Source organism: Aneurinibacillus sp. REN35, from assembly GCF_041379945.2.
Lineage (GTDB): Bacteria > Bacillota > Bacilli > Aneurinibacillales > Aneurinibacillaceae > Aneurinibacillus.
This window is the reverse complement of record NZ_JBFTXJ020000025.1, coordinates 16,326-33,798: the sequence shown is the minus strand read 5'-3', so window position 1 is coordinate 33,798 and position 17,473 is coordinate 16,326. Positions and strand designations below refer to the sequence as shown.

Annotated in this window: 18 protein-coding genes and 1 tRNA gene; 4 read left to right on the top strand and 15 right to left on the bottom strand. The window is 46.1% G+C overall.

Annotated features, from left to right (window positions below; genetic code table 11):
* Positions 1–60: 60 nt before the first annotated feature.
* From AB3351_RS23465 to AB3351_RS23435, 7 genes are all read right to left on the bottom strand, one after another.
* A tRNA-Asn gene (locus tag AB3351_RS23465) sits at positions 61–136 on the bottom strand.
* Positions 137–275: 139 nt separating this feature from the next.
* On the bottom strand, positions 276–830 hold the full coding sequence (locus tag AB3351_RS23460; protein ID WP_371149538.1) for a ribonuclease H-like YkuK family protein: 555 nt from the start codon (positions 828–830) through the stop codon (positions 276–278).
* A 331-nt stretch (positions 831–1,161) separates the two neighbouring features.
* Positions 1,162–1,971: an enoyl-CoA hydratase/isomerase family protein gene (locus AB3351_RS23455; RefSeq protein WP_371149534.1), complete on the bottom strand. Its 810-nt coding sequence runs from the start codon at positions 1,969–1,971 to the stop codon at positions 1,162–1,164.
* Between the two features lie 39 nt (positions 1,972–2,010).
* On the bottom strand, positions 2,011–2,454 hold the full coding sequence (locus AB3351_RS23450) for a universal stress protein (RefSeq protein WP_371149533.1): 444 nt from the start codon (positions 2,452–2,454) through the stop codon (positions 2,011–2,013).
* Positions 2,455–2,459: 5 nt separating this feature from the next.
* A complete protein-coding gene (locus AB3351_RS23445) occupies positions 2,460–3,821 on the bottom strand; it encodes an FAD-dependent oxidoreductase (RefSeq protein WP_371149532.1) in 1,362 nt (453 codons plus the stop codon).
* A gap of 95 nt (positions 3,822–3,916) precedes the next feature.
* Positions 3,917–4,471 carry a beta-class carbonic anhydrase gene (locus tag AB3351_RS23440; RefSeq protein ID WP_371149531.1) on the bottom strand — a complete coding sequence of 185 codons (555 nt, stop codon included), beginning with the start codon at positions 4,469–4,471 and terminating at the stop codon, positions 3,917–3,919.
* Between the two features lie 72 nt (positions 4,472–4,543).
* Complete coding sequence (locus AB3351_RS23435; protein ID WP_371149530.1) at positions 4,544–5,005, bottom strand: hypothetical protein; 462 nt, start codon at positions 5,003–5,005, stop codon at positions 4,544–4,546.
* Positions 5,006–5,488: 483 nt separating this feature from the next.
* Between AB3351_RS23435 and AB3351_RS23430 the strand changes: the two genes are divergently transcribed.
* Positions 5,489–5,821 (top strand): DUF952 domain-containing protein, encoded by a 333-nt coding sequence (locus AB3351_RS23430; RefSeq protein WP_371149529.1) that lies wholly within the window; start codon positions 5,489–5,491, stop codon positions 5,819–5,821.
* Positions 5,822–5,847: 26 nt separating this feature from the next.
* Here AB3351_RS23430 and dpaL read toward each other — a convergent pair whose 3' ends face one another.
* The gene (gene dpaL / locus AB3351_RS23425; RefSeq protein WP_371149528.1) at positions 5,848–7,062 is read right to left on the bottom strand and encodes a diaminopropionate ammonia-lyase; all 1,215 of its coding nucleotides are present in this window, start codon (positions 7,060–7,062) and stop codon (positions 5,848–5,850) included.
* Positions 7,063–7,209: 147 nt separating this feature from the next.
* Here dpaL and AB3351_RS23420 point away from each other — a divergent pair, with 147 nt between their 5' ends.
* A complete protein-coding gene (locus AB3351_RS23420) occupies positions 7,210–7,788 on the top strand; it encodes a general stress protein (RefSeq protein WP_371149527.1) in 579 nt (192 codons plus the stop codon).
* Between the two features lie 69 nt (positions 7,789–7,857).
* Here the strand turns inward: AB3351_RS23420 and AB3351_RS23415 are convergent, their stop codons facing one another.
* Positions 7,858–9,072: an MFS transporter gene (locus AB3351_RS23415; RefSeq protein WP_371149526.1), complete on the bottom strand. Its 1,215-nt coding sequence runs from the start codon at positions 9,070–9,072 to the stop codon at positions 7,858–7,860.
* A gap of 146 nt (positions 9,073–9,218) precedes the next feature.
* Here AB3351_RS23415 and AB3351_RS23410 point away from each other — a divergent pair, with 146 nt between their 5' ends.
* On the top strand, positions 9,219–10,094 hold the full coding sequence (locus tag AB3351_RS23410; RefSeq protein WP_371149525.1) for a GNAT family N-acetyltransferase: 876 nt from the start codon (positions 9,219–9,221) through the stop codon (positions 10,092–10,094).
* A 185-nt stretch (positions 10,095–10,279) separates the two neighbouring features.
* On the opposite strand, the gene AB3351_RS23405 is transcribed toward AB3351_RS23410, so the two are convergent.
* A complete protein-coding gene (locus AB3351_RS23405) occupies positions 10,280–12,274 on the bottom strand; it encodes a PAS domain S-box protein (protein ID WP_371149524.1) in 1,995 nt (664 codons plus the stop codon).
* A 106-nt stretch (positions 12,275–12,380) separates the two neighbouring features.
* A complete protein-coding gene (locus tag AB3351_RS23400) occupies positions 12,381–13,361 on the bottom strand; it encodes a DMT family transporter (protein WP_371149523.1) in 981 nt (326 codons plus the stop codon).
* Positions 13,362–13,510: 149 nt separating this feature from the next.
* On the opposite strand from AB3351_RS23400, the gene AB3351_RS23395 reads away from it, so the two are divergent.
* Entirely contained in the window at positions 13,511–14,446 is a 936-nt protein-coding gene (locus AB3351_RS23395; RefSeq protein ID WP_371149522.1) for a hypothetical protein, read from the top strand.
* A gap of 83 nt (positions 14,447–14,529) precedes the next feature.
* On the opposite strand, the gene AB3351_RS23390 is transcribed toward AB3351_RS23395, so the two are convergent.
* The 4 genes from AB3351_RS23390 to AB3351_RS23375 form a co-directional block, all read right to left on the bottom strand.
* Positions 14,530–15,138 carry a YdcF family protein gene (locus tag AB3351_RS23390; protein WP_371149521.1) on the bottom strand — a complete coding sequence of 203 codons (609 nt, stop codon included), beginning with the start codon at positions 15,136–15,138 and terminating at the stop codon, positions 14,530–14,532.
* A 93-nt stretch (positions 15,139–15,231) separates the two neighbouring features.
* Entirely contained in the window at positions 15,232–15,756 is a 525-nt protein-coding gene (locus AB3351_RS23385; RefSeq protein WP_371149520.1) for a DinB family protein, read from the bottom strand.
* Between the two features lie 58 nt (positions 15,757–15,814).
* Complete coding sequence (locus AB3351_RS23380) at positions 15,815–16,762, bottom strand: helix-turn-helix transcriptional regulator (RefSeq protein WP_371149519.1); 948 nt, start codon at positions 16,760–16,762, stop codon at positions 15,815–15,817.
* A 50-nt stretch (positions 16,763–16,812) separates the two neighbouring features.
* Positions 16,813–17,388, bottom strand: a complete 576-nt coding sequence (locus tag AB3351_RS23375; RefSeq protein WP_371149518.1) for an NAD(P)H-dependent oxidoreductase — start codon at positions 17,386–17,388, stop codon at positions 16,813–16,815.
* Between the last annotated feature and the right edge of the window lie 85 nt (positions 17,389–17,473).

Sequence of the window (17,473 nt, the reverse complement as noted above, 5' to 3'; positions counted from 1 at the left end):
CCCCTGAATGCATGCGTGAAAGGCATGTGAGTTAAGCCGCTTCTCCAACGGGCCACATGATGGCTCCGCAGGCCGGACTCGAACCAGCGACCGATCGGTTAACAGCCGATTGCTCTACCGACTGAGCTACTGCGGAACATGTTGTGTCTATGTAGTCGCTTCTCTACCTTTAAAGTATTATCAGCGACAGAAATTAATATATCATGCTTTAAATAAACATGGCAAGCACTTTTTTAAAATCCTAAAAAAATGTTTAAATAAACCTATAGACTCGATTAGTTTGCTTGACGTTTCAGAATAGAACTTCGCTTTGTAAACCGATTTGCATAGCTTGAAGCTACATAGGATTCGGGTTTAATTTTCGCTTCAATTCCCATTGCTTGAATACGACCCACCATTTCTTTAATTAGCTCCTTCGTGGCTCCCTTCGTACCAATATCCAAATGAATAGACAGAGTAAAGTCCGCTCCCTTATCTACATATGGCAACAATACATCCGAGATACGCGTAACCATTTCCGGAGTCACATAATAAGCAATTTCCTGACTAAGAGAGGTCTCAAGCGAAATCTTTTCACGCAAGCTTTGTATACGACGAGGCACAACATAATCACGCAGGCATCCCCACGCGCCTTTACCTAAACGATGAATCAATACAGCAGATGTAAACTTCGTATAGGATTGATACGCATGTGAATCCGTCCCAATCGCCATCGCATATTCTGCAAGCGGATCTTGTTCTACAAACCGCAAAATACGGGCAAATACATCGTTAAAGCTTACAAATGTTTCACTCATATTGTAGAAGGCACCATCTTTATATGGCTTCATCCTATCCACACTACCCCTCCTGTCATCAATATTGATTATGTGCTTTACCTTTAATAAAAAACAAAGGACTGCCTCAATACAACATGAGGTAGTCCTTTTATTGCTCTCCAACATAGAACATTTTATGCCTGGTATCTTCTTGCCTATGCGTAAAAAAGACATAACGTAGAGACGGCACACCTGTCCCGGCCTTTTACTTTCTCTTTGCATACACATACCGGTGCCAGTCATACCGTCATCTCCTTTTGCAGCATTGATTTGCTGTTACTATATTCATTGTATAATACAAACGACTCTATTCAGCCAGGGAAAAGGCTAATTTTTTGTAAAGCTATGATGAAGCTTGAACAGAACGTCCAAATCTCGGCTCTCGTTTTTCCACGAAAGCAGCCACACCTTCAGGGAAATCAACAGGATCAATATACTGTGGATAGCCACGATGGCCAAATGCAACTTCTGTATACGGTACACAACGCGCTACCGCTTCCTTAGCCGCCTGTAACGAATTCATGGAAGCGCAGGATACAGTTCTTGCTAACTCCAACAAGAATGCATCTGCCTCCTCTTCACTTACCAGGTAATTCAGGAGCCCAAGGCTATACGCTTCTTCAGCTTTAAATGCACGACCCGTGAAAATCAAGTCCTTCGTACGGCTTGGACCAATGAGATTGACCAAGCGCTGTGAAAAGCGTTGGCTAATTGTAATACCCAACTTCCCAATTGGGATTCCAAGCAAAGCATCTGGAGTCCCTATACGCAAATCACAGGAAAGCGCCAATTCCAAGCCCGCCCCCATAGCCGGGCCTGTAAGAAACGCAATGGTCGGAATCCGCAAATGCTCAAATGACGAAATCGCATCTTCCATGACAACAAAGGCTTCATTCGCCTCTTCAATCGACATCTTATGAAATGCCTTAATATCTGAGCCTACGGTAAACTGATTCCCATCTCCCCGCAAGATCACCGTTTTTATTTTCTCGTTCTTTTCAATTTTTCTTCCGATATCAGCTAATGCCTTCCACATTTCCGGTGTCATGGCGTTTCTTGCCCATGGCCGTTTTATTGTTACAATCGCAAGTCCCGCGGTCTCCTGCCATACGATTTTTGCTTCATCTGCAAAGCGAATCGTCTCAACCTTCATATGTAGTTCACCTCAGCTTCTGCTTTATCTTGAAGATTCTTACTTCTCCTTACGATTCGGTACGATCACTACCGGACACGATGCCTCATTTAGTACGCCATAACTTACGCTCCCTAGCACACTCCCCATCACTGAACCCATGCCGCGCGAACCCATTACAATATAGTCAGCACTGCATTCTGACGCTTCCGCTATAATTTCTTTTTTCGGGCTGCCCACCCTTACCTTCACTTCAAACGCTACTTCATACTGTCGTAATTCATCTACGGCAGGAGTAAGTACCTCATCGCTCAGTTCTTTTTCATACTGCTCGATCTGTTCACGACTAAAAAAACGACGCGTATGGAAGGTCTCTAAATCATATTGAACATTTAACAAAAGAATAGTGCCATCAAAAGCTTTCGCCATATCCGCTGCCTCTCTCAATGCCCGCAGCGCATGTTGCGATCCGTCAACCGGAACTAGAATCGTTTTCGTTTTCATATCCATTACCTCTTTTCCTTATTATTGGTTAGTCCCTTGAGCACTTCTCTGGCAGCCTGTTGGATAGGATCCCATACTCCGGAAAACGGAGGAGCATATGCTACATCAAGATCTATGAGTTCTTCGAGTGTCATACCGGAAGTAATGGCACAAGCAAGCGTATCAATTCGCTTTGTACCCCCATACCCGATAAGCTGTCCGCCTAGCAGTATATGCGTATCTGCTTGATATAAAAGCTTCACATATAATGTCTTAGCATCGGGATAGTAGCCGGCATGATCTTTCGTACGGCGGGTTACACAAGCAAATGCAATCCCTGCCTTACGTGCTTCCTCTTCATTAAGACCGGTACGCGCACATTCTAGATCGAATGCTTTTAGAATCGCCGTTCCCAATATTCCAGGGAAGACTTTCTCACTGTTTGCCATGTTATAACCAGCGATATTCCCCTGCTTGTTGGCCGTTGTTCCAAGCGGAATATAATCATCCATCTTCTTGAGCATATGATATTGAGTGGCACAATCCCCAGCAGCATAAATGTCTGGAAGGCTTGTCTCCATCTTCTCATTCACTTCAATAGCATTCATTAGGCCTGTCCGTATTCCAGCCGCGATTGCCATCTCGCTGTTCGGGATAATTCCTACCGCCACAATTACCGTCTGTGCCGAAAAACTTGTCCTCTCTGTTAATACTTCGGCGGCTCGACCGTTTTCTCCTCTTACTTCGATTACATCCTCCTGCAAATACACATCTACACCATGTTTTCGCAGTTCTTCTTCCGCAAGCTTAGCCATATCCGGATCAAAGGGATTTAATAGTTGGGCTCCGCGCGTGACAACTGTCACCCTACATCCTTTATGCGTCAGAGTCTCCGCCATCTCAAGTCCAATATATCCTCCACCGATAATAACAACTTTTCTAGCATCTTCTTCTTCAATCCATGCATTGATTCTGTGCGCATCCGCCATTGTATTTACCGGGAATACTCCATCAAGCTTTCCGCCCGTCCAGTCCGGTAAACGAGGGCGTGCTCCTGTCGCAATCAACAGCTTATCATATGGATATTTCACTTCCTCGCCTTTCTGGCGTACGGTAATCACCTTCTCATCCGGGTGAATGGACATTACCTCACTGTTCATATGCAATTGTACTTCAAACTTATCCTGCAGCACATCTGGAGGCATTGCCTTAAGATGATCGGCTTCCGGAATGATCCCTCCTATGTAATAAGGCAGGCCGCATTTGGCATACGAGATGATATTGTCTTTCTCAAACACGATAATCTCCGCTTCAGGGTCCAAACGCCGGATTTGCGTAGCGGCACTCAAGCCGGCCGCATCGCCGCCAATAATAATATGACGTGTCACATCCCCAACTCCTTCCGTCTTGGCATACCTTCCTTCTATTGCAAAAAAGGGCTTCTGACCTTTAGTGTGCCAGACGCCCTTTTCTTTTACTACACTTATCCTTCTACCACCACGTCCAACTTCCCTGTCTCCGGATGAATAACCAAACCGTGAACCGCAATTGCTTGTGGGAACAGTGGGTGCTTCTTAATATTATCTACAGTCTGCTGTACGCTGTCGGCTACACTATCGAAACCCGTTAGCCATTTATCCAGCTCGATTCCTGCATGCTGCAGCGTCTCAATCTTATCTTCTGTTACACCGCTTGCCTTCGCTTTGTCAAGCAATGCATTGGACTCTAGACTAGTCATCCCGCAATCATGGTGTCCGACTACAAACACTTCCTTGGCCTGCAGCTCATATACGGCTACCAGGATGCTGCGCATGATACTTCCAAATGGATGGGATACCAATGCACCAGCATTTTTGATGATTTTTGCATCACCATTTTTCAGGTTCATTGCATGAGGGAGAAGTTCAACAAGACGAGTATCCATACAAGTAAGAATAACAATACCCTTGTCCGGAAATTTTGTGGTGCGAAATTCTTCGTATTTTCCGTCTTCAACAAAATTCTGATTATACTTCATGATCTCAGATAACGCTGACATACGATTCTCTCCTTTTCAGCTCCACTTAAAGCGTTTTATTTTTATTGTAACGTATACAAAAGTTTTTCACCACTAGGGGTGTTTTTTCCAGCACATTGCATACTGATACAGCAAAAAACAAAATGAACGGTTATGCTTAATATAAAAAGATGAAAGGTCGTAGCGTTTTCTCTTTGGTTCATATGTGACAAGAAGACGGTGGCGCATGCGCCGCTGCAGATCAGCAATCAGATCCCGGCCTTTCTTGGAATCAAGGATGGTTACATACGCATAAAGGGAATGATGAATAGGATCATCCAACAAACTTACACCTGCACAGGAGTGCTGCGTATGAACGCCTGCATCATTCAACAAAAAAAGAGCGGGAAATAGTTCTTCATCCACTTCATCATGAAGAAACGGAACCGTCGTTTTAGGCTTTCTTACAACCTTTTCATGCCGATTCCATGCCTCTATCTCCTTCCTCTTACGCATCCAGCGCTCCTTTGAATGAAAGGATATCACTTCTTCTTCAGACTCCCCTTGCAGGCCCATCTTCGCTTCCCTCCCTTGCCAACAATTATTTACTACTATAAAAATATTGTACTATGGGACTGAGCTAGATGAAAATGAAAAGAGAGAGGCTTTTGTTCATCCTCTCTCCTTCTGTAGAATACGTATAGACTAGCTGCTAAAGAAACTGCGGCTTGAGTACTTTCTTTTCTTGTAGTGAGAGTGCCCATAATGAGAACGACCATAGTCCTGCGGACGATGCGAACGGCGATGATAGTCGCTGCTGCTGTAGTGCCGATATCCGTGCTTTTTGTTTCCTGACAGCATTTTCATCAAGTCTTTAAAAAAGGACATATAATCTTGTCTCCTTTGTCCATTGGTTATCTTTCTATACGAAAAAATATATGCAGAGTTACAACAAAATAAAAGAAATTTTACATCTTTTACTGGCCTGCCCCATCTCAATCGCCCATAATAAAAAACAGTACGGTTTATACTCGGAATGGAAAGGAATTGACTGGTACTATGCGAATCATCTACTGCTTATGCAAAGCCTCCTACTGGGAACAATTCAAAGATAAAAAAGAATACGTTCCGCGCGATTACAACGAGGAAGGCTTCATCCACGCTACCAAGGGCGACGACCTTCTCATGAATGTAGCCAATCGTGTATACAAAGATTGTACAGATGAATTATTGCTGCTTGTCATCGACGAAGATCGCGTAACCTCCGAGGTCAAATATGAACGAGCCAAGGACTCGAATCTATATCCCCATATCTACGGCCCACTTAATACAGACGCTATTATAGAAATCAAATGCTTGCACAAGACAGAAAGCGGCTGGACCCTCGGATAAATCCGATGCCAGCCGCTTCCTATATTTTACGCATTCGAAAGAATTCCATCCCATACTACGCGCCGGTAATTCTTTGGATCGGTATCTCCTTCCGTATTAAATACCAGCACAACAGAATCTTGATCAAGTGCCAGCTCCTCCCGCGCTTCACGCAACTGTTTCTCACGCATTAAAAGACTTACAAGTCCGCTTGTTACCGCCCCTGACTCCCCTGAGATGATCTGCGGATCATCTGCAAGCGGATTACCTAACAGTCTCATACCGTGCGCTGCCACTTCATCCGGACATGAAATAAACATCTCACAATACGTCTTCATGATCTGCCAGGAGAGCGGATTCGGCTCTCCGCAAGCCAATCCTGCCATCATCGTATCCATAGCGCCTGTTACATATTGCAGGCTTCCATCTTCCGTTAAAGCGGAGCGATAATGACAATCAGCTTTATTCGGCTCTACAATAATCATAATCGGACGCTCATCCCCGAACATATTTACAAGCAAGCCCTGTACCGCACCAGCGATCGAGCCGACACCTACTTGAATAAAAACATGGGTAGGCTTCTCTTCGCCATCTGCACGCATCTGCTCAAGAGCTTCCATTACCATCGTCATATATCCCTGCATAATATGCAGCGGTATTTCTTGATACCCATCCCAAGTTGTATCTTGAACAAGCACCCATCCATTGACTTCGGCATGCTTCTCCATGAGACGTACGGTATCGTCGTAATTCAGATTTGTTATCTCTGCTTTTGCGCCTGCCCGACGAATATTTTCAAGTCGAATCTGCGCCGAACCCTGCGGCATGTAGATGATTGACTTCTGTCCAAACTGTGTAGCCGACCAAGCAACACCTCTGCCATGATTACCGTCTGTTGCCGAGGCAAAGGTAATCTGATCAAGCTTATTTCTGACATTCGGCGATGTTAACTCTTGAAACGATGTCTCCTCGATCTCTTTTTGCAGCTGCGCCGCAAGGTACCGGCCAATCGCATACGATCCGCCAAGCGCTTTAAACGCCTGTAGCCCAAAGCGCTTTGATTCATCTTTTACATATATTTTTCCAATCCCCAAATGCTGTGCCAGATGCCGAAGACTATGCAGCGGAGTTGGATGGTAGCTGTCCATCGTCTTGTGGAACGCCTGTACCCTGCTTGCTTCCTGTTCAGTAAACGGCGCTAAATATGCGTCCTCTCTCTGTCCATCTGCCCTCTTTTTTAAGATCCATTTACAATTCTCCATCTGCGCATTAGCCTCCCCTTCTTTTTTTCTAAATTAAAAAGATTCGACAAAAAAAATGTTTTTCCTACAACGTCTCTCGTAAGGCCGCAGTTAACTCTTTCTTTTTTGTGGTAATGAAAAACAATAAGCGTAAGGAGGCGTGTTATTTTGGCAAGAACACTGGTAGGTGTATTCCATACGCGTGATAACGCGACGAAAGTAGTAGAGGCACTCAAGGTTATGGGTTACCGGCCTGAGGACATCTCGGTCATTGTCAAAGACCGCTCTGAAATCCGCAGCATAGAAAAAGCGGCAGGCACAAAGGTCAATGAGGGATTGGCAACAGGGGCTGTGACCGGAGGAATGCTCGGAGGCCTTACAGGTCTGCTGGTAGGCATCGGCGCCTTAACCATACCGGGCATTGGGCCGATCGTGGCGGCAGGACCCATCGCTACGACATTGGGCGGGGCCGCACTCGGTGCAAGCGCTCTAGGGCTTATGGGGGCATTAATCGGCATGGGCATCCCTGAGAATGAAGCGAGGGATTATGAGAAACATGTGAAGAACGGAGATATTCTTGTACTGGTCAATGCGCACGACCAGCAAGCGCGGCAAATCATGCAGACATTCCGCGATCATGGCACATTAAACGAAAATTACTATAACGATAACCTGTCAGAGGGTGGAAGTGCAGCAGAACGAGCATACGATGAACATCCTTATGATCCGCAGCGGCCATTGAACTAATATTCTTTACATGCAACAGAAGCCTGGGTACGCACCCAGGCTTCTCTATGTCATATTCATATTGGATAGTTAATCCACAAGCTCTATATTCCGTGTCTCCCTGCCAAAGAAAGCTACTGCCAACACCCCAATCAAAATGACGGCAAAAAACATTGTAAAAATCCAAGAGATTCCTATTCCGTTCTTTACCATATAACCAACCAAAAGCGGTGCTATAACTCCACCGATCCGCCCGCATGATGCAGCCATCCCAGTACCGGTAGAACGCACACTCGTCGGATACAGCTCCGGAGTGTACGCATACAGGCCACCCCATGCTCCCAGATTGAAAAACGATAAGAGAATACCTGCCGCAAGTAGGGAAGGTACGGAATCAGCATTTCCGAACCACAGCGCACTTCCGGCTGTCAGCGACAAATACAGCACAAGGACAAACTTTCTGCCATACCGCTCGATAAAATAAGCGGCCGTAAAATAGCCCGGCAGTTGTGCGAGCGTCATAATGAGTACATATTCGAAGCTTTTAATTAAGCTGAATCCTTTCAGCACCATAACGGTCGGCAGCCATAAAAACATCCCGTAGTAGGAAAACACGACGGTAAACCACAACACCCATAACACCACAGTTGACCTGCGATGCTCCTTCGTCCAAATGGATACGATGCTTTGCCAAAAGGAGAGCTTGCGCTGCTCCCTGATCGCCAGGTGGCGCGGCGAATCATCAATGGCGCTCCGCAAATATATCGCATACACAGCCGGCACCGCTCCGATAATAAACGCAGCCTGCCAGCCGTAATATGGGATAACAAAGTAGGCGATCAGCGCCGCCAGCAGCCAGCCTCCCGCCCAAAAACTCTCCAGCAGCACCACCGCACGCCCCCGCTCCGCTGCAGGCATGCTCTCCGAGACAAGTGTAGAAGCTACCGGAAGCTCACCGCCGAGTCCGAAGCCTGCGATAAAACGCAGCACACACAATACAACAAAGGACGTTGCGAGTGCAGAAAGACCTGTAGCAATAGAGAAAATGATAATGGTGGATAGAAGCACCGTTTTCCTTCCATACCGGTCCGCCAATATGCCGGCCAACGCCGCGCCAAAAGCCATACCGATCGAGTTGATGCTTGTCAGCCATCCCACCTGCTCAGGGGTCAGGCTCCACGCGACGGTCAGTGCAGCGACAATAAATGAGATAATGCCTACATCCATGGCGTCGAACAGCCAGCTAATCCCCGCGCTGATCAACAGCTTGCGCTGACCCGGACCGCCGACAGAAAAAATATTCATCGTTATGCAGCTCCTTTTGGCACATGGTTTCTTTTAATCTAACCAAATTGTACCGATTTCATCACCCGCCGTTCATCTATAAGAGCGCGGATTATTATGTATAATGAATTTGGAAGTAAGTAGAGAATCGGAAGGGGAGTGATCATATGACACCCATTCAACCTCAACCAGCCGCCAGGCAAGGACTCACCGAACAGGAAAAACAGGACATTCGCCAGCTCGCAGCACAATGCAAGGAACATGAAAGCATCGAGATCAAGCTCATCTGGGATATGCTGGATCGTCGTTCAAATGAGGAAACAAATGATTTCCTCTATTACGAAAACGGCACACTGCTGGGCTATCTCGCACTCTATCAGTTCAATCAGCGGGAGATTGAAATCGTCGGTATGACACATCCGAAACACCGTCAGCGCGGTATTTTTAAAGTTTTATCGAAAGAAGCGATGGTAGAGGGCAGGCGGCGCGGCGTACATCGTCTGCTTTTTGTCTGTCCAAGACAGTCCATTGAAGCAAAACACTTTGCCACTTCTATTCACAGCACTTATTCCTTCTCAGAATACCATATGAAGTTAATAGAACACACACCTTACATCTCCAACCCTGCCGTTTATTTGAAGCGGGCTGATATGACGGATATCGATATACTTACTGCTCTGAATCAATCCGGCTTTGCTATGATCGAACAGGAAGCACGAGGGTATACGATTCAGGCGTTGGAAAGTCCAAACACCCAAACCTATATTGCTTATCTCAAAAAGGACGACTTCCCGATTGGAAGAATCAGTGTCATGATAAATCCGGATGACGCTTTCATTTATGGATTTTGTGTAGACCCCGCATTTCGCGGTCAGGGGCATGGCCGGCATATCCTCGCCCTTACGCTTGATGAGATCCAAAAGCAGCAGCTACCTCATATCGCATTAGAAGTCGCATGCGAGAATGAGAACGCCCTGCATCTTTACCAGTCCTGCGGATTCGAGAAAGCGTTTGTACATGATTACTATGAATGTTTATTGTAGCTTTTTACGGGGCATGTACCGGGCAACACCCGCACGTACACAAAGAAGCAGCAAGGGGGCAATCGGATTCCCTTGCTGCTTCTGATTTTGAGCGAACAGCCTCCTACCCGGCAGCTTCCCCCTTCCAAAAAAAGTTAAACGATCGTTTAACTTTTTACCACATGTCTGACGCCGGTATGATGGGGCTAGGATGTTTTCGCGCCGTCGATTGGGAGCAGGATGGTGACCAGTGTTCCCCTGCCAACCTCGCTTTCGAAGAACAGTTGACCTCCGTGCTCTTTAATAAATTTATAACAAATCATCAACCCAAGTCCCGTGCCTTTTTCCTTGAGGGTATAGAACGGCTCACCCAGTTTGGCCATCCGCTCCTTCGGAATTCCGCAGCCTTCATCCGCAATGCTAATGCGAATCTGCTCAGCGTCCTCTCGCCGAACGTCAATAGTGATCCGGCCGCCTTCAGTCATGGCTTCTATCGCGTTTTTGATAATGTTAATAAAGACCTGCTTGAGATGGTTCTCTTCACATATAACAAGAGGAATCTGTTCATATCGCGCTTCTATCTCAATATCATAGAGAACCGCTTGTGTGCTAAGAAGCATTACGACACTATCAAGCAATGATGCGATATCTTTTTGCTTGAATTGGCTAACCTGAGGCTTAGCTAGCACAAGCAGCTCGTTCGTAATCATCTCAATGCGCTCTAATTCCGAGAACATCAAATCAAGATGTATAGAATGCTGCATATCGCTTTTCATTAATTGAACAAAGCCTTTGAGCGTCGTCAGCGGATTACGAATCTCATGGGCAATCCCTGCAGCCATCTCGCCGATCATCGATAGCTTATCCGATTGCTGCAGCAGCTCCTCTGTACGCTTCTTTTCAGTCACATCACGACTGACCATGACAAGCGATTCCACTTGACCCACTACATCTAGTACTGGCTTAATGTATGCTTCTAGCAGCCGCCATTCTCCTTTTTTGTTCTGAATATGAAATTCAAGTTCTCCCTCTTTTTTCGTTTTGATAATTTCTTCGATCTTCTTCTCGGTATTAAATAATTCATCTATGGGAAGCAAATCCGGCCGGGGTTCCCCTTCAATTTCAGACGGTTTACAGCCAAGCACTGTTTCATGGGAAGGTGAGGCATATTGTATCATCCCTTCCGTAGTCATCACCACAATCAGATCCGACGTATTCTCTGTAATATAGCGATATTTTGCTTCGCTCTTACGCAGTGCCTCTTCATGTTTCTTCCGTTCAGTAATATCCCGCGAAATAATAGAGATGCCGATAACCTCTTCTCCATCTTTAATTGGAGATATCGTCAGGAATACATTGCGTACACTACCATCTTTACGACGTGCCTCCATCTCCTGTCCGGCAATTGATTCACCTTGCTTTACTTTCGCAAATATTTTCTCCGCTTGCTCCTGTGCATTTTGCAGAATAAGAGGTAGCTGTCTGCCAATAAGCTCCTCTTCCTCCCAACCGTACATCTTCTCAAAGCTTGCGTTCACCTGCTGAACGCTCCGATCCATCCCCAAAATAACAATGGCATCGGCACTATGCTCAATAAACGATTCCAACTGCTCCTTCGTCGCTTTCAATAAACGAACCAAATCATTGGAACGCTGAACATAATCAAGTACATACAGGCTTAGCGTACCTCCGAGAAAGAGCATCACCCAATACTTCATGCTAGCTGTCAGCACAAGGGTTATATCTGTAAGAATGGAGAAGAAAATCGCCACATTCTGAAGAAATATATAAAGCATTAGGACAAGGCCGCCTACCCACTTATTCACAAAAAAGCGCGATAGAAATACACAAACAAGAGACACAACGACAATATTCACAAAACCGATCAGCGCCATCGGCTCTATGCCTGTCTGAACCAAGCGGGTGAACCCCATCACTACTCCTGCAATGAAAGCAGGAAGCAGCCCGCCATATAACGATGCGAGCATAATAGGCAGGTGCCGCATATCGATAAAGATACCGGGCTTCACCTCAAAATGAAACGCCAGTAACACAATCCCTATACAGCCATAGGTCACTCCTGTCAAAATCTCTAGCTGCCGCTTGGAAAGCCGCTGAAAGTACGTTCTTTCAAAAAAGTGATTGGCCGCAAATAACAGAGAGACCAGCACTGCAATATTAATGAAAAGCTCCCGCAGCATATACTCAACCTTTCCATGGTGACAAAAAATTCCTTATAGCTTTTCATACCATATCATATTATGGAATTCTATAACAAAGTTTTTTTGTCTGATCATCCACGCTGCTTTATGTAGCCTTCTCCGGCATAATGGATGGTGATTTTTTCGTAGCTGGTCCATGTGAATAGAAGCTATGCAAAACCATACCAAGCACAACAAGAAGCATTCCGATCCATGACCAGAAGGTAGGAAGTGGTGTAGAGAGAATCAGTATTTCACCGAGCAAAGCAAATAATACCTCACCCGATTGGGTCGCTTCTACAGCTGCCAGCTTATGCGTATCACCTCGCACCATATCGGTCGCCGCAAAAAAGAGGATGGTCGCAATCACGCCGGAGCTCACTGCCACAACGATAGATTGCATGGTCTGTCCCATGCTTGGAGGCCCTGCAACAACCCATCCGATACCGGCTAATAGAAGCCAGAACGGCATGCTTGCTAGCATCATACCTAATACACGCTGATAGGCGTCGATGTCTTCCCCGCATACCTCCATCATTTTCCGATTTCCAAGCGGATAGGCAAAGGCAGCCAACACCACCGGAAGAATCCCCAGCAAAAGTGCCGCCTGCGAAATGCTTTTGGCATGCTCGATCTGCATCACGGCTACACCTACTAAAATGATGCAGGATAAAAATAGACCCTTAAGCGGAAGCTTCCCCCTTACCCTTATCGTTCCATTCGGTGTGGTTATACGCTCATAAAACAGCGGAACAAGCAAAGAACCCGCAATAATTGTCACCTGCCATGTCCCGGCAATCAACCAGCCTGGTCCGTATGCTGCCGCAAAACTTAGCGGTGCGTAAAATAGGACAAACCCTGTAAAACTCCATAGTACCCACGATCCGGGATAGCTGCGCATATGTGAAAATAGCTTCGTAAGGCTGCTTCGCTTCGCTACAATTAAAAATAAAAAAGGTACCATGAATATGTAACGAAGCGAAGCACTCCATATCCAATGCCCACCTGCCACATCCATCGCCCGGTTCAAGACAAATGTAAAAGCGAAGAAAAAAGATGCCAATATTCCATATATAATAGGCCGCATGTTGTACTCCCCACCTTCGTAATCTTCTTATCTCTATCTTCCTTCTTATGTCATACTAACCTAATTTATTATTTTCTGACAATACCATGGAAATTTTCGCCGTGATCCGCTACACTCATACGTATTCTGAAAACAAGGAGGGGAATGAATTGAAGAAGCTGCGTTTACTGCTTTCCTTCACACTCATGTTTTCGCTCGTATGCATTGGACTTGCTGGATTCTCGACACCACAGGCACAAGCCGCCAATCATTATAAGGAGTTCTGGTCGAAATCTTCGCCAGGTGTTAAGATTCCGGGCCTGACAAAAGGATATGTCCCACAGGGCATTACGTATGTGAAAAGCCATGATAAAATTCTAATGTCTCACTATCGTGATGACGGAAAGCCAGGTAGCATCTCTATTACGGATGCAAGTGAAAAGAAGTTTAAGAAGAATGTTCATCTCTACTCTGCTAAAGGAAAGCCCTATACGGGACATGCCGGGGGTGTTGCGGCCAGCAAGAAGCACGTCTGGGTGTCTTCTGAAGGCAAACTGCACCGCCTCAGTCTAAGCAAAGTATTGAACAGCAAAGATAATGCTAATCTGGTATTCGACGCCACGTTCAAAACACCGACCAAAGCTTCCTTCACCTCGTACTCAGGTGGTGTACTTTGGGTAGGCAGCTTCGTAGAGAAAGGAGTTACACACGTAGTCGGCTACAAGCTTAGCAGTAAAACAGACCGTCCGACGTCTAGTACGCCAAACTACTCTCTCACGATTCCGCATTATATTCAAGGCATTGCCGTACGCAGCAATGAAATTATTCTCAGCCAATCCTTTGGCCGAAGCAAAGACAGTAAGCTGTTACGCTATAAAAATGTATTAAAGAATAAACCGGACGAATACCGCAAAATCAACGGAAAAAAAGTACCGGACTGGAATCTTAGCAAATCACGCCTAAAAGACTCCATTACCATGCCGCCCCTCTCGCAAAATTTGGCGCAGAACGGCAGCTACCTCTATATTCAATTTGAGTCAGGAGCAAAAAAATACCTTCCTGGCGGAAAATATCCGCTAACAAGAGTACAAAACTTCAAGCTGTAAGTGCCATACACAGCTACTCTAACAAAAAAGGGACGCCTCTCTAGTAAGAGACGTCCTTTTTGCATCAAAGCCCACATATAGCACTAATCAAACCACCACGACTTCAAAAGAGCAGCATATTCGCGCATAAATAATTTGGCTTTCACCGAATCCGGTGTCGGCGCTGCAAGCGTCTCCACTGTCATACCCGCTCGTTCAGCCAATAGCTTCGCACGCAGTACATGGAAGTCGTTCGTCACAATTACCACATGGTCCGATTTCATAAGCGGCTTGGAAAACCGAATATTCTCTGCTGTTGTCTGCGCCTTATCCTCTACTAGAATTCGCTCAGGTGCAATGCCGTTGTCCACCAGGTAACGTTGCATGGCTACCGCTTCCGGCAAGTCTTCGCCTACACCCTGTCCTCCGGTAACAATGACTTTTGTTTGCGGGTTTTGCTTTAGATAAGAGAGCCCTGTATCCATCCGATATTGAAGAGACGGTGACATACGCTCTCCCCAAAGACCCGCACCAAGAATCATCATATACGCTGCATGAGAGGACGGATGCTGCTTCGCCGTATTCATAATCGCGAGATGCGCAGCACCAGCATAGAACACGGGAATAAGGAACAGCGCACACACTAAAAGCACGAGCCGTTTTTGCAGCGTATGACGTTTTGTTGCCCTTTTTTCTTTCGTTATTAGCGGCATACCTACCTTCCTTACAACCTGTTCCTTTTTTAGTGGTTAGAGTTCTACTTTCCCTATACCACTACGTAGCTACCTAGCCATTTGGTTCAAATTTTATGCTGTATGTCTTAGAAAACGGTCAATCGCTTCCTTCTGCCGCAGATGATGCGTAAAATGCATCGGAACAAGACGGAACCACTCCACCGCATTCAAGTAGCCAAAAGCCGGATGCTGCACTTTGCTATCCTCCGGAATGGTAGACAGCCGCTCCTCTATGCTGCGCATCTCCTCGATTACCTGATATAGACGCTCCGTAATCTCCTCCTTATCTGTTGAATAGTCCGGTGTATAGCCCGGCTTGGAAGGCACTTTAACCTTAATGGGCGGGAATACACCGGCAGCAAAAATAGCAGCTGCTGCTGCTGTTTTCTCTCCCTGGGATGGGTGCTGCATCTGTTCACAGTCCTCAATGCCTTTGATCTGCATATGAAAAGCAGCTGTAATTAAATGATTGTACAGCTGGCTCATCGACCATTCCTCTGCTGAGGGCTTGCGCCTGAACTCTTCAGGTGTGTAACCCTCTAATGCATGAATATAATACGTAGCGATCTCTTCGAACTCTTTTAAAATGGTTTTCATTTTCCCGGCTCCTTTACAATAGGTATGTGACCAGTATAGCCGGGTGCTGCTGACACCTTTATGTCAGCATTGCTTTTGCTTCTTCTCTAATTTTTTCGGCAAGGGATAGCGGGGACACGACTTTTACCTTGCTTCCCCAGCTTAGCAGCCAATGGAACACCTCTTCTTCCTGCCGAACCTTGAGCGTAACATACAAACCGTCCACCCGATCCTCATATGCATAAGCATAGAAGTAGCGAGTTTCCATCACCCGCTCTCGTACCGAAGGATCAAAAATGAGCTGAACGGAGAGGGGACGGGCATCATCGGGAATATATTCCTGCAGGCGAAAGGAATCCGGCCTGCGAAACGTCTCCACTTCCCATACTGGTTCTCCCATTCGTTCAAGCCGGAAATGTCGAATACGCTGCCGCAGCAAACAATGAGCGATTAGATACCATATCCCCGAGATATTCACCAATCCATACGGATGCACAGTCCGCCGCTGCGTTTCCTCTTCCTTGGCTGCAAAACGCTTACGATAATCAAACGCTATGACCTGGCCCTCCAAAATCGCGGTGCGCAGGATATGAATTTTATGCTCATACTCATTGTAGTGAGCATTCTCGCACATCGATGGCTGCGGAAGAAATCGCATCGCTTCCTTTAGCCGCTCTACCTCTTCTCGCTTCTGCTCCGGAAGAATAGCGGTCAGCTTATCCTGAGCCGTACGTGCATGACAGCGAAAAGCTTGATCGAGATTCTGCTCCACATATCTGCTTCCTACCAACAATGTCATGGTTTCTTCCGGTGTTAGATGAATCGGCGGAAGAAAATGACCTGCAAGCAGCGAATACCCTTTCCCTGGAATGGAGATAAGCGGCACACCCGATTCGCTCAACGCCTGCATATCACGATAAATCGTACGTTTGCACAATTCAAATGTATCTGCCAGGTCTTCCGCTCGACAAAATTTTCTTTTCCTTAACTCCAGCATAATCGCAAGCAATCGGTCGGTTCGATTCATTTTATCTTCCCTCCTTTCATCTCTTTTTTAAAATTCTTAAGGAAAGCGTTCTAACGAATAAAGCCTGCAACCGTCTGCTTCACATCCTCAAGCCACCATTGCCTTTGTTCCGGTGTACTTATCATGACTTCTTTATACATCTTCCGTTGAAACTTCTTGACCCCACAAAAGTTAAATGTACACTTGCCCCATAACCATTCCAGCGGATCACCGTATGTATTGACCTCAATTTCTTCCGGCGTATTGGACGTATTGAGTACAAGTGCTTTTTTATCCTGTAACAATCCTATCGGCTGCCCGCTTGAAGTGAAGGTATACGCTACACCCACACGAAGAATGCGATCCATCCATCCTTTCATCATAGCCGGTGGCTGCCCCCACCAGTTCGGATGGATGATGACAATGCCGTCCGCTTCCATAAGCTCTTGGCAGTGCTGATGAATCATCGGATCGCTTCCTCTACCGCTAATCTCATCTGCCGGAAGCAGCGGGTCAAATCCTTCTTGATAGAGATCATGGTACATAACTATGTGCATATGTTCTTCTGCTGTTCGGATGACAACATCAGCAATCGCGTGATTAAAGCTACCTGGATTCGGATGGGCTAAAATAACAAGGATACGCATGTTCTCTCCCCTAACCTCATAGAATTGATAAAAATTTCCACATCATTATATACCAGCTAGAACGGATGAGTAAATCGGCTTTTTC

Bases quoted from the DNA above. Each gene is read 5' to 3' on its own strand.
- AB3351_RS23460 (WP_371149538.1), bottom strand. From the start codon at position 830: ATGAAGCCATATAAAGATGGTGCCTTCTACAATATGAGTGAAACATTT.
- AB3351_RS23455 (WP_371149534.1), bottom strand. From the start codon at position 1,971: ATGAAGGTTGAGACGATTCGCTTTGCAGATGAAGCAAAAATCGTATGG.
- AB3351_RS23450 (WP_371149533.1), bottom strand. From the start codon at position 2,454: ATGAAAACGAAAACGATTCTAGTTCCGGTTGACGGATCGCAACATGCG.
- AB3351_RS23440 (WP_371149531.1), bottom strand. From the start codon at position 4,471: ATGTCAGCGTTATCTGAGATCATGAAGTATAATCAGAATTTTGTTGAA.
- AB3351_RS23435 (WP_371149530.1), bottom strand. From the start codon at position 5,005: ATGGGCCTGCAAGGGGAGTCTGAAGAAGAAGTGATATCCTTTCATTCA.
- AB3351_RS23430 (WP_371149529.1), top strand. From the start codon at position 5,489: ATGCGAATCATCTACTGCTTATGCAAAGCCTCCTACTGGGAACAATTC.
- dpaL (WP_371149528.1), bottom strand. From the start codon at position 7,062: ATGGAGAATTGTAAATGGATCTTAAAAAAGAGGGCAGATGGACAGAGA.
- AB3351_RS23415 (WP_371149526.1), bottom strand. From the start codon at position 9,072: ATGAATATTTTTTCTGTCGGCGGTCCGGGTCAGCGCAAGCTGTTGATC.
- AB3351_RS23410 (WP_371149525.1), top strand. From the start codon at position 9,219: ATGACACCCATTCAACCTCAACCAGCCGCCAGGCAAGGACTCACCGAA.
- AB3351_RS23405 (WP_371149524.1), bottom strand. From the start codon at position 12,274: ATGCTGCGGGAGCTTTTCATTAATATTGCAGTGCTGGTCTCTCTGTTA.
- AB3351_RS23400 (WP_371149523.1), bottom strand. From the start codon at position 13,361: ATGCGGCCTATTATATATGGAATATTGGCATCTTTTTTCTTCGCTTTT.
- AB3351_RS23390 (WP_371149521.1), bottom strand. From the start codon at position 15,138: ATGCCGCTAATAACGAAAGAAAAAAGGGCAACAAAACGTCATACGCTG.
- AB3351_RS23385 (WP_371149520.1), bottom strand. From the start codon at position 15,756: ATGAAAACCATTTTAAAAGAGTTCGAAGAGATCGCTACGTATTATATT.
- AB3351_RS23380 (WP_371149519.1), bottom strand. From the start codon at position 16,762: ATGAATCGAACCGACCGATTGCTTGCGATTATGCTGGAGTTAAGGAAA.
- AB3351_RS23375 (WP_371149518.1), bottom strand. From the start codon at position 17,388: ATGCGTATCCTTGTTATTTTAGCCCATCCGAATCCAGGTAGCTTTAAT.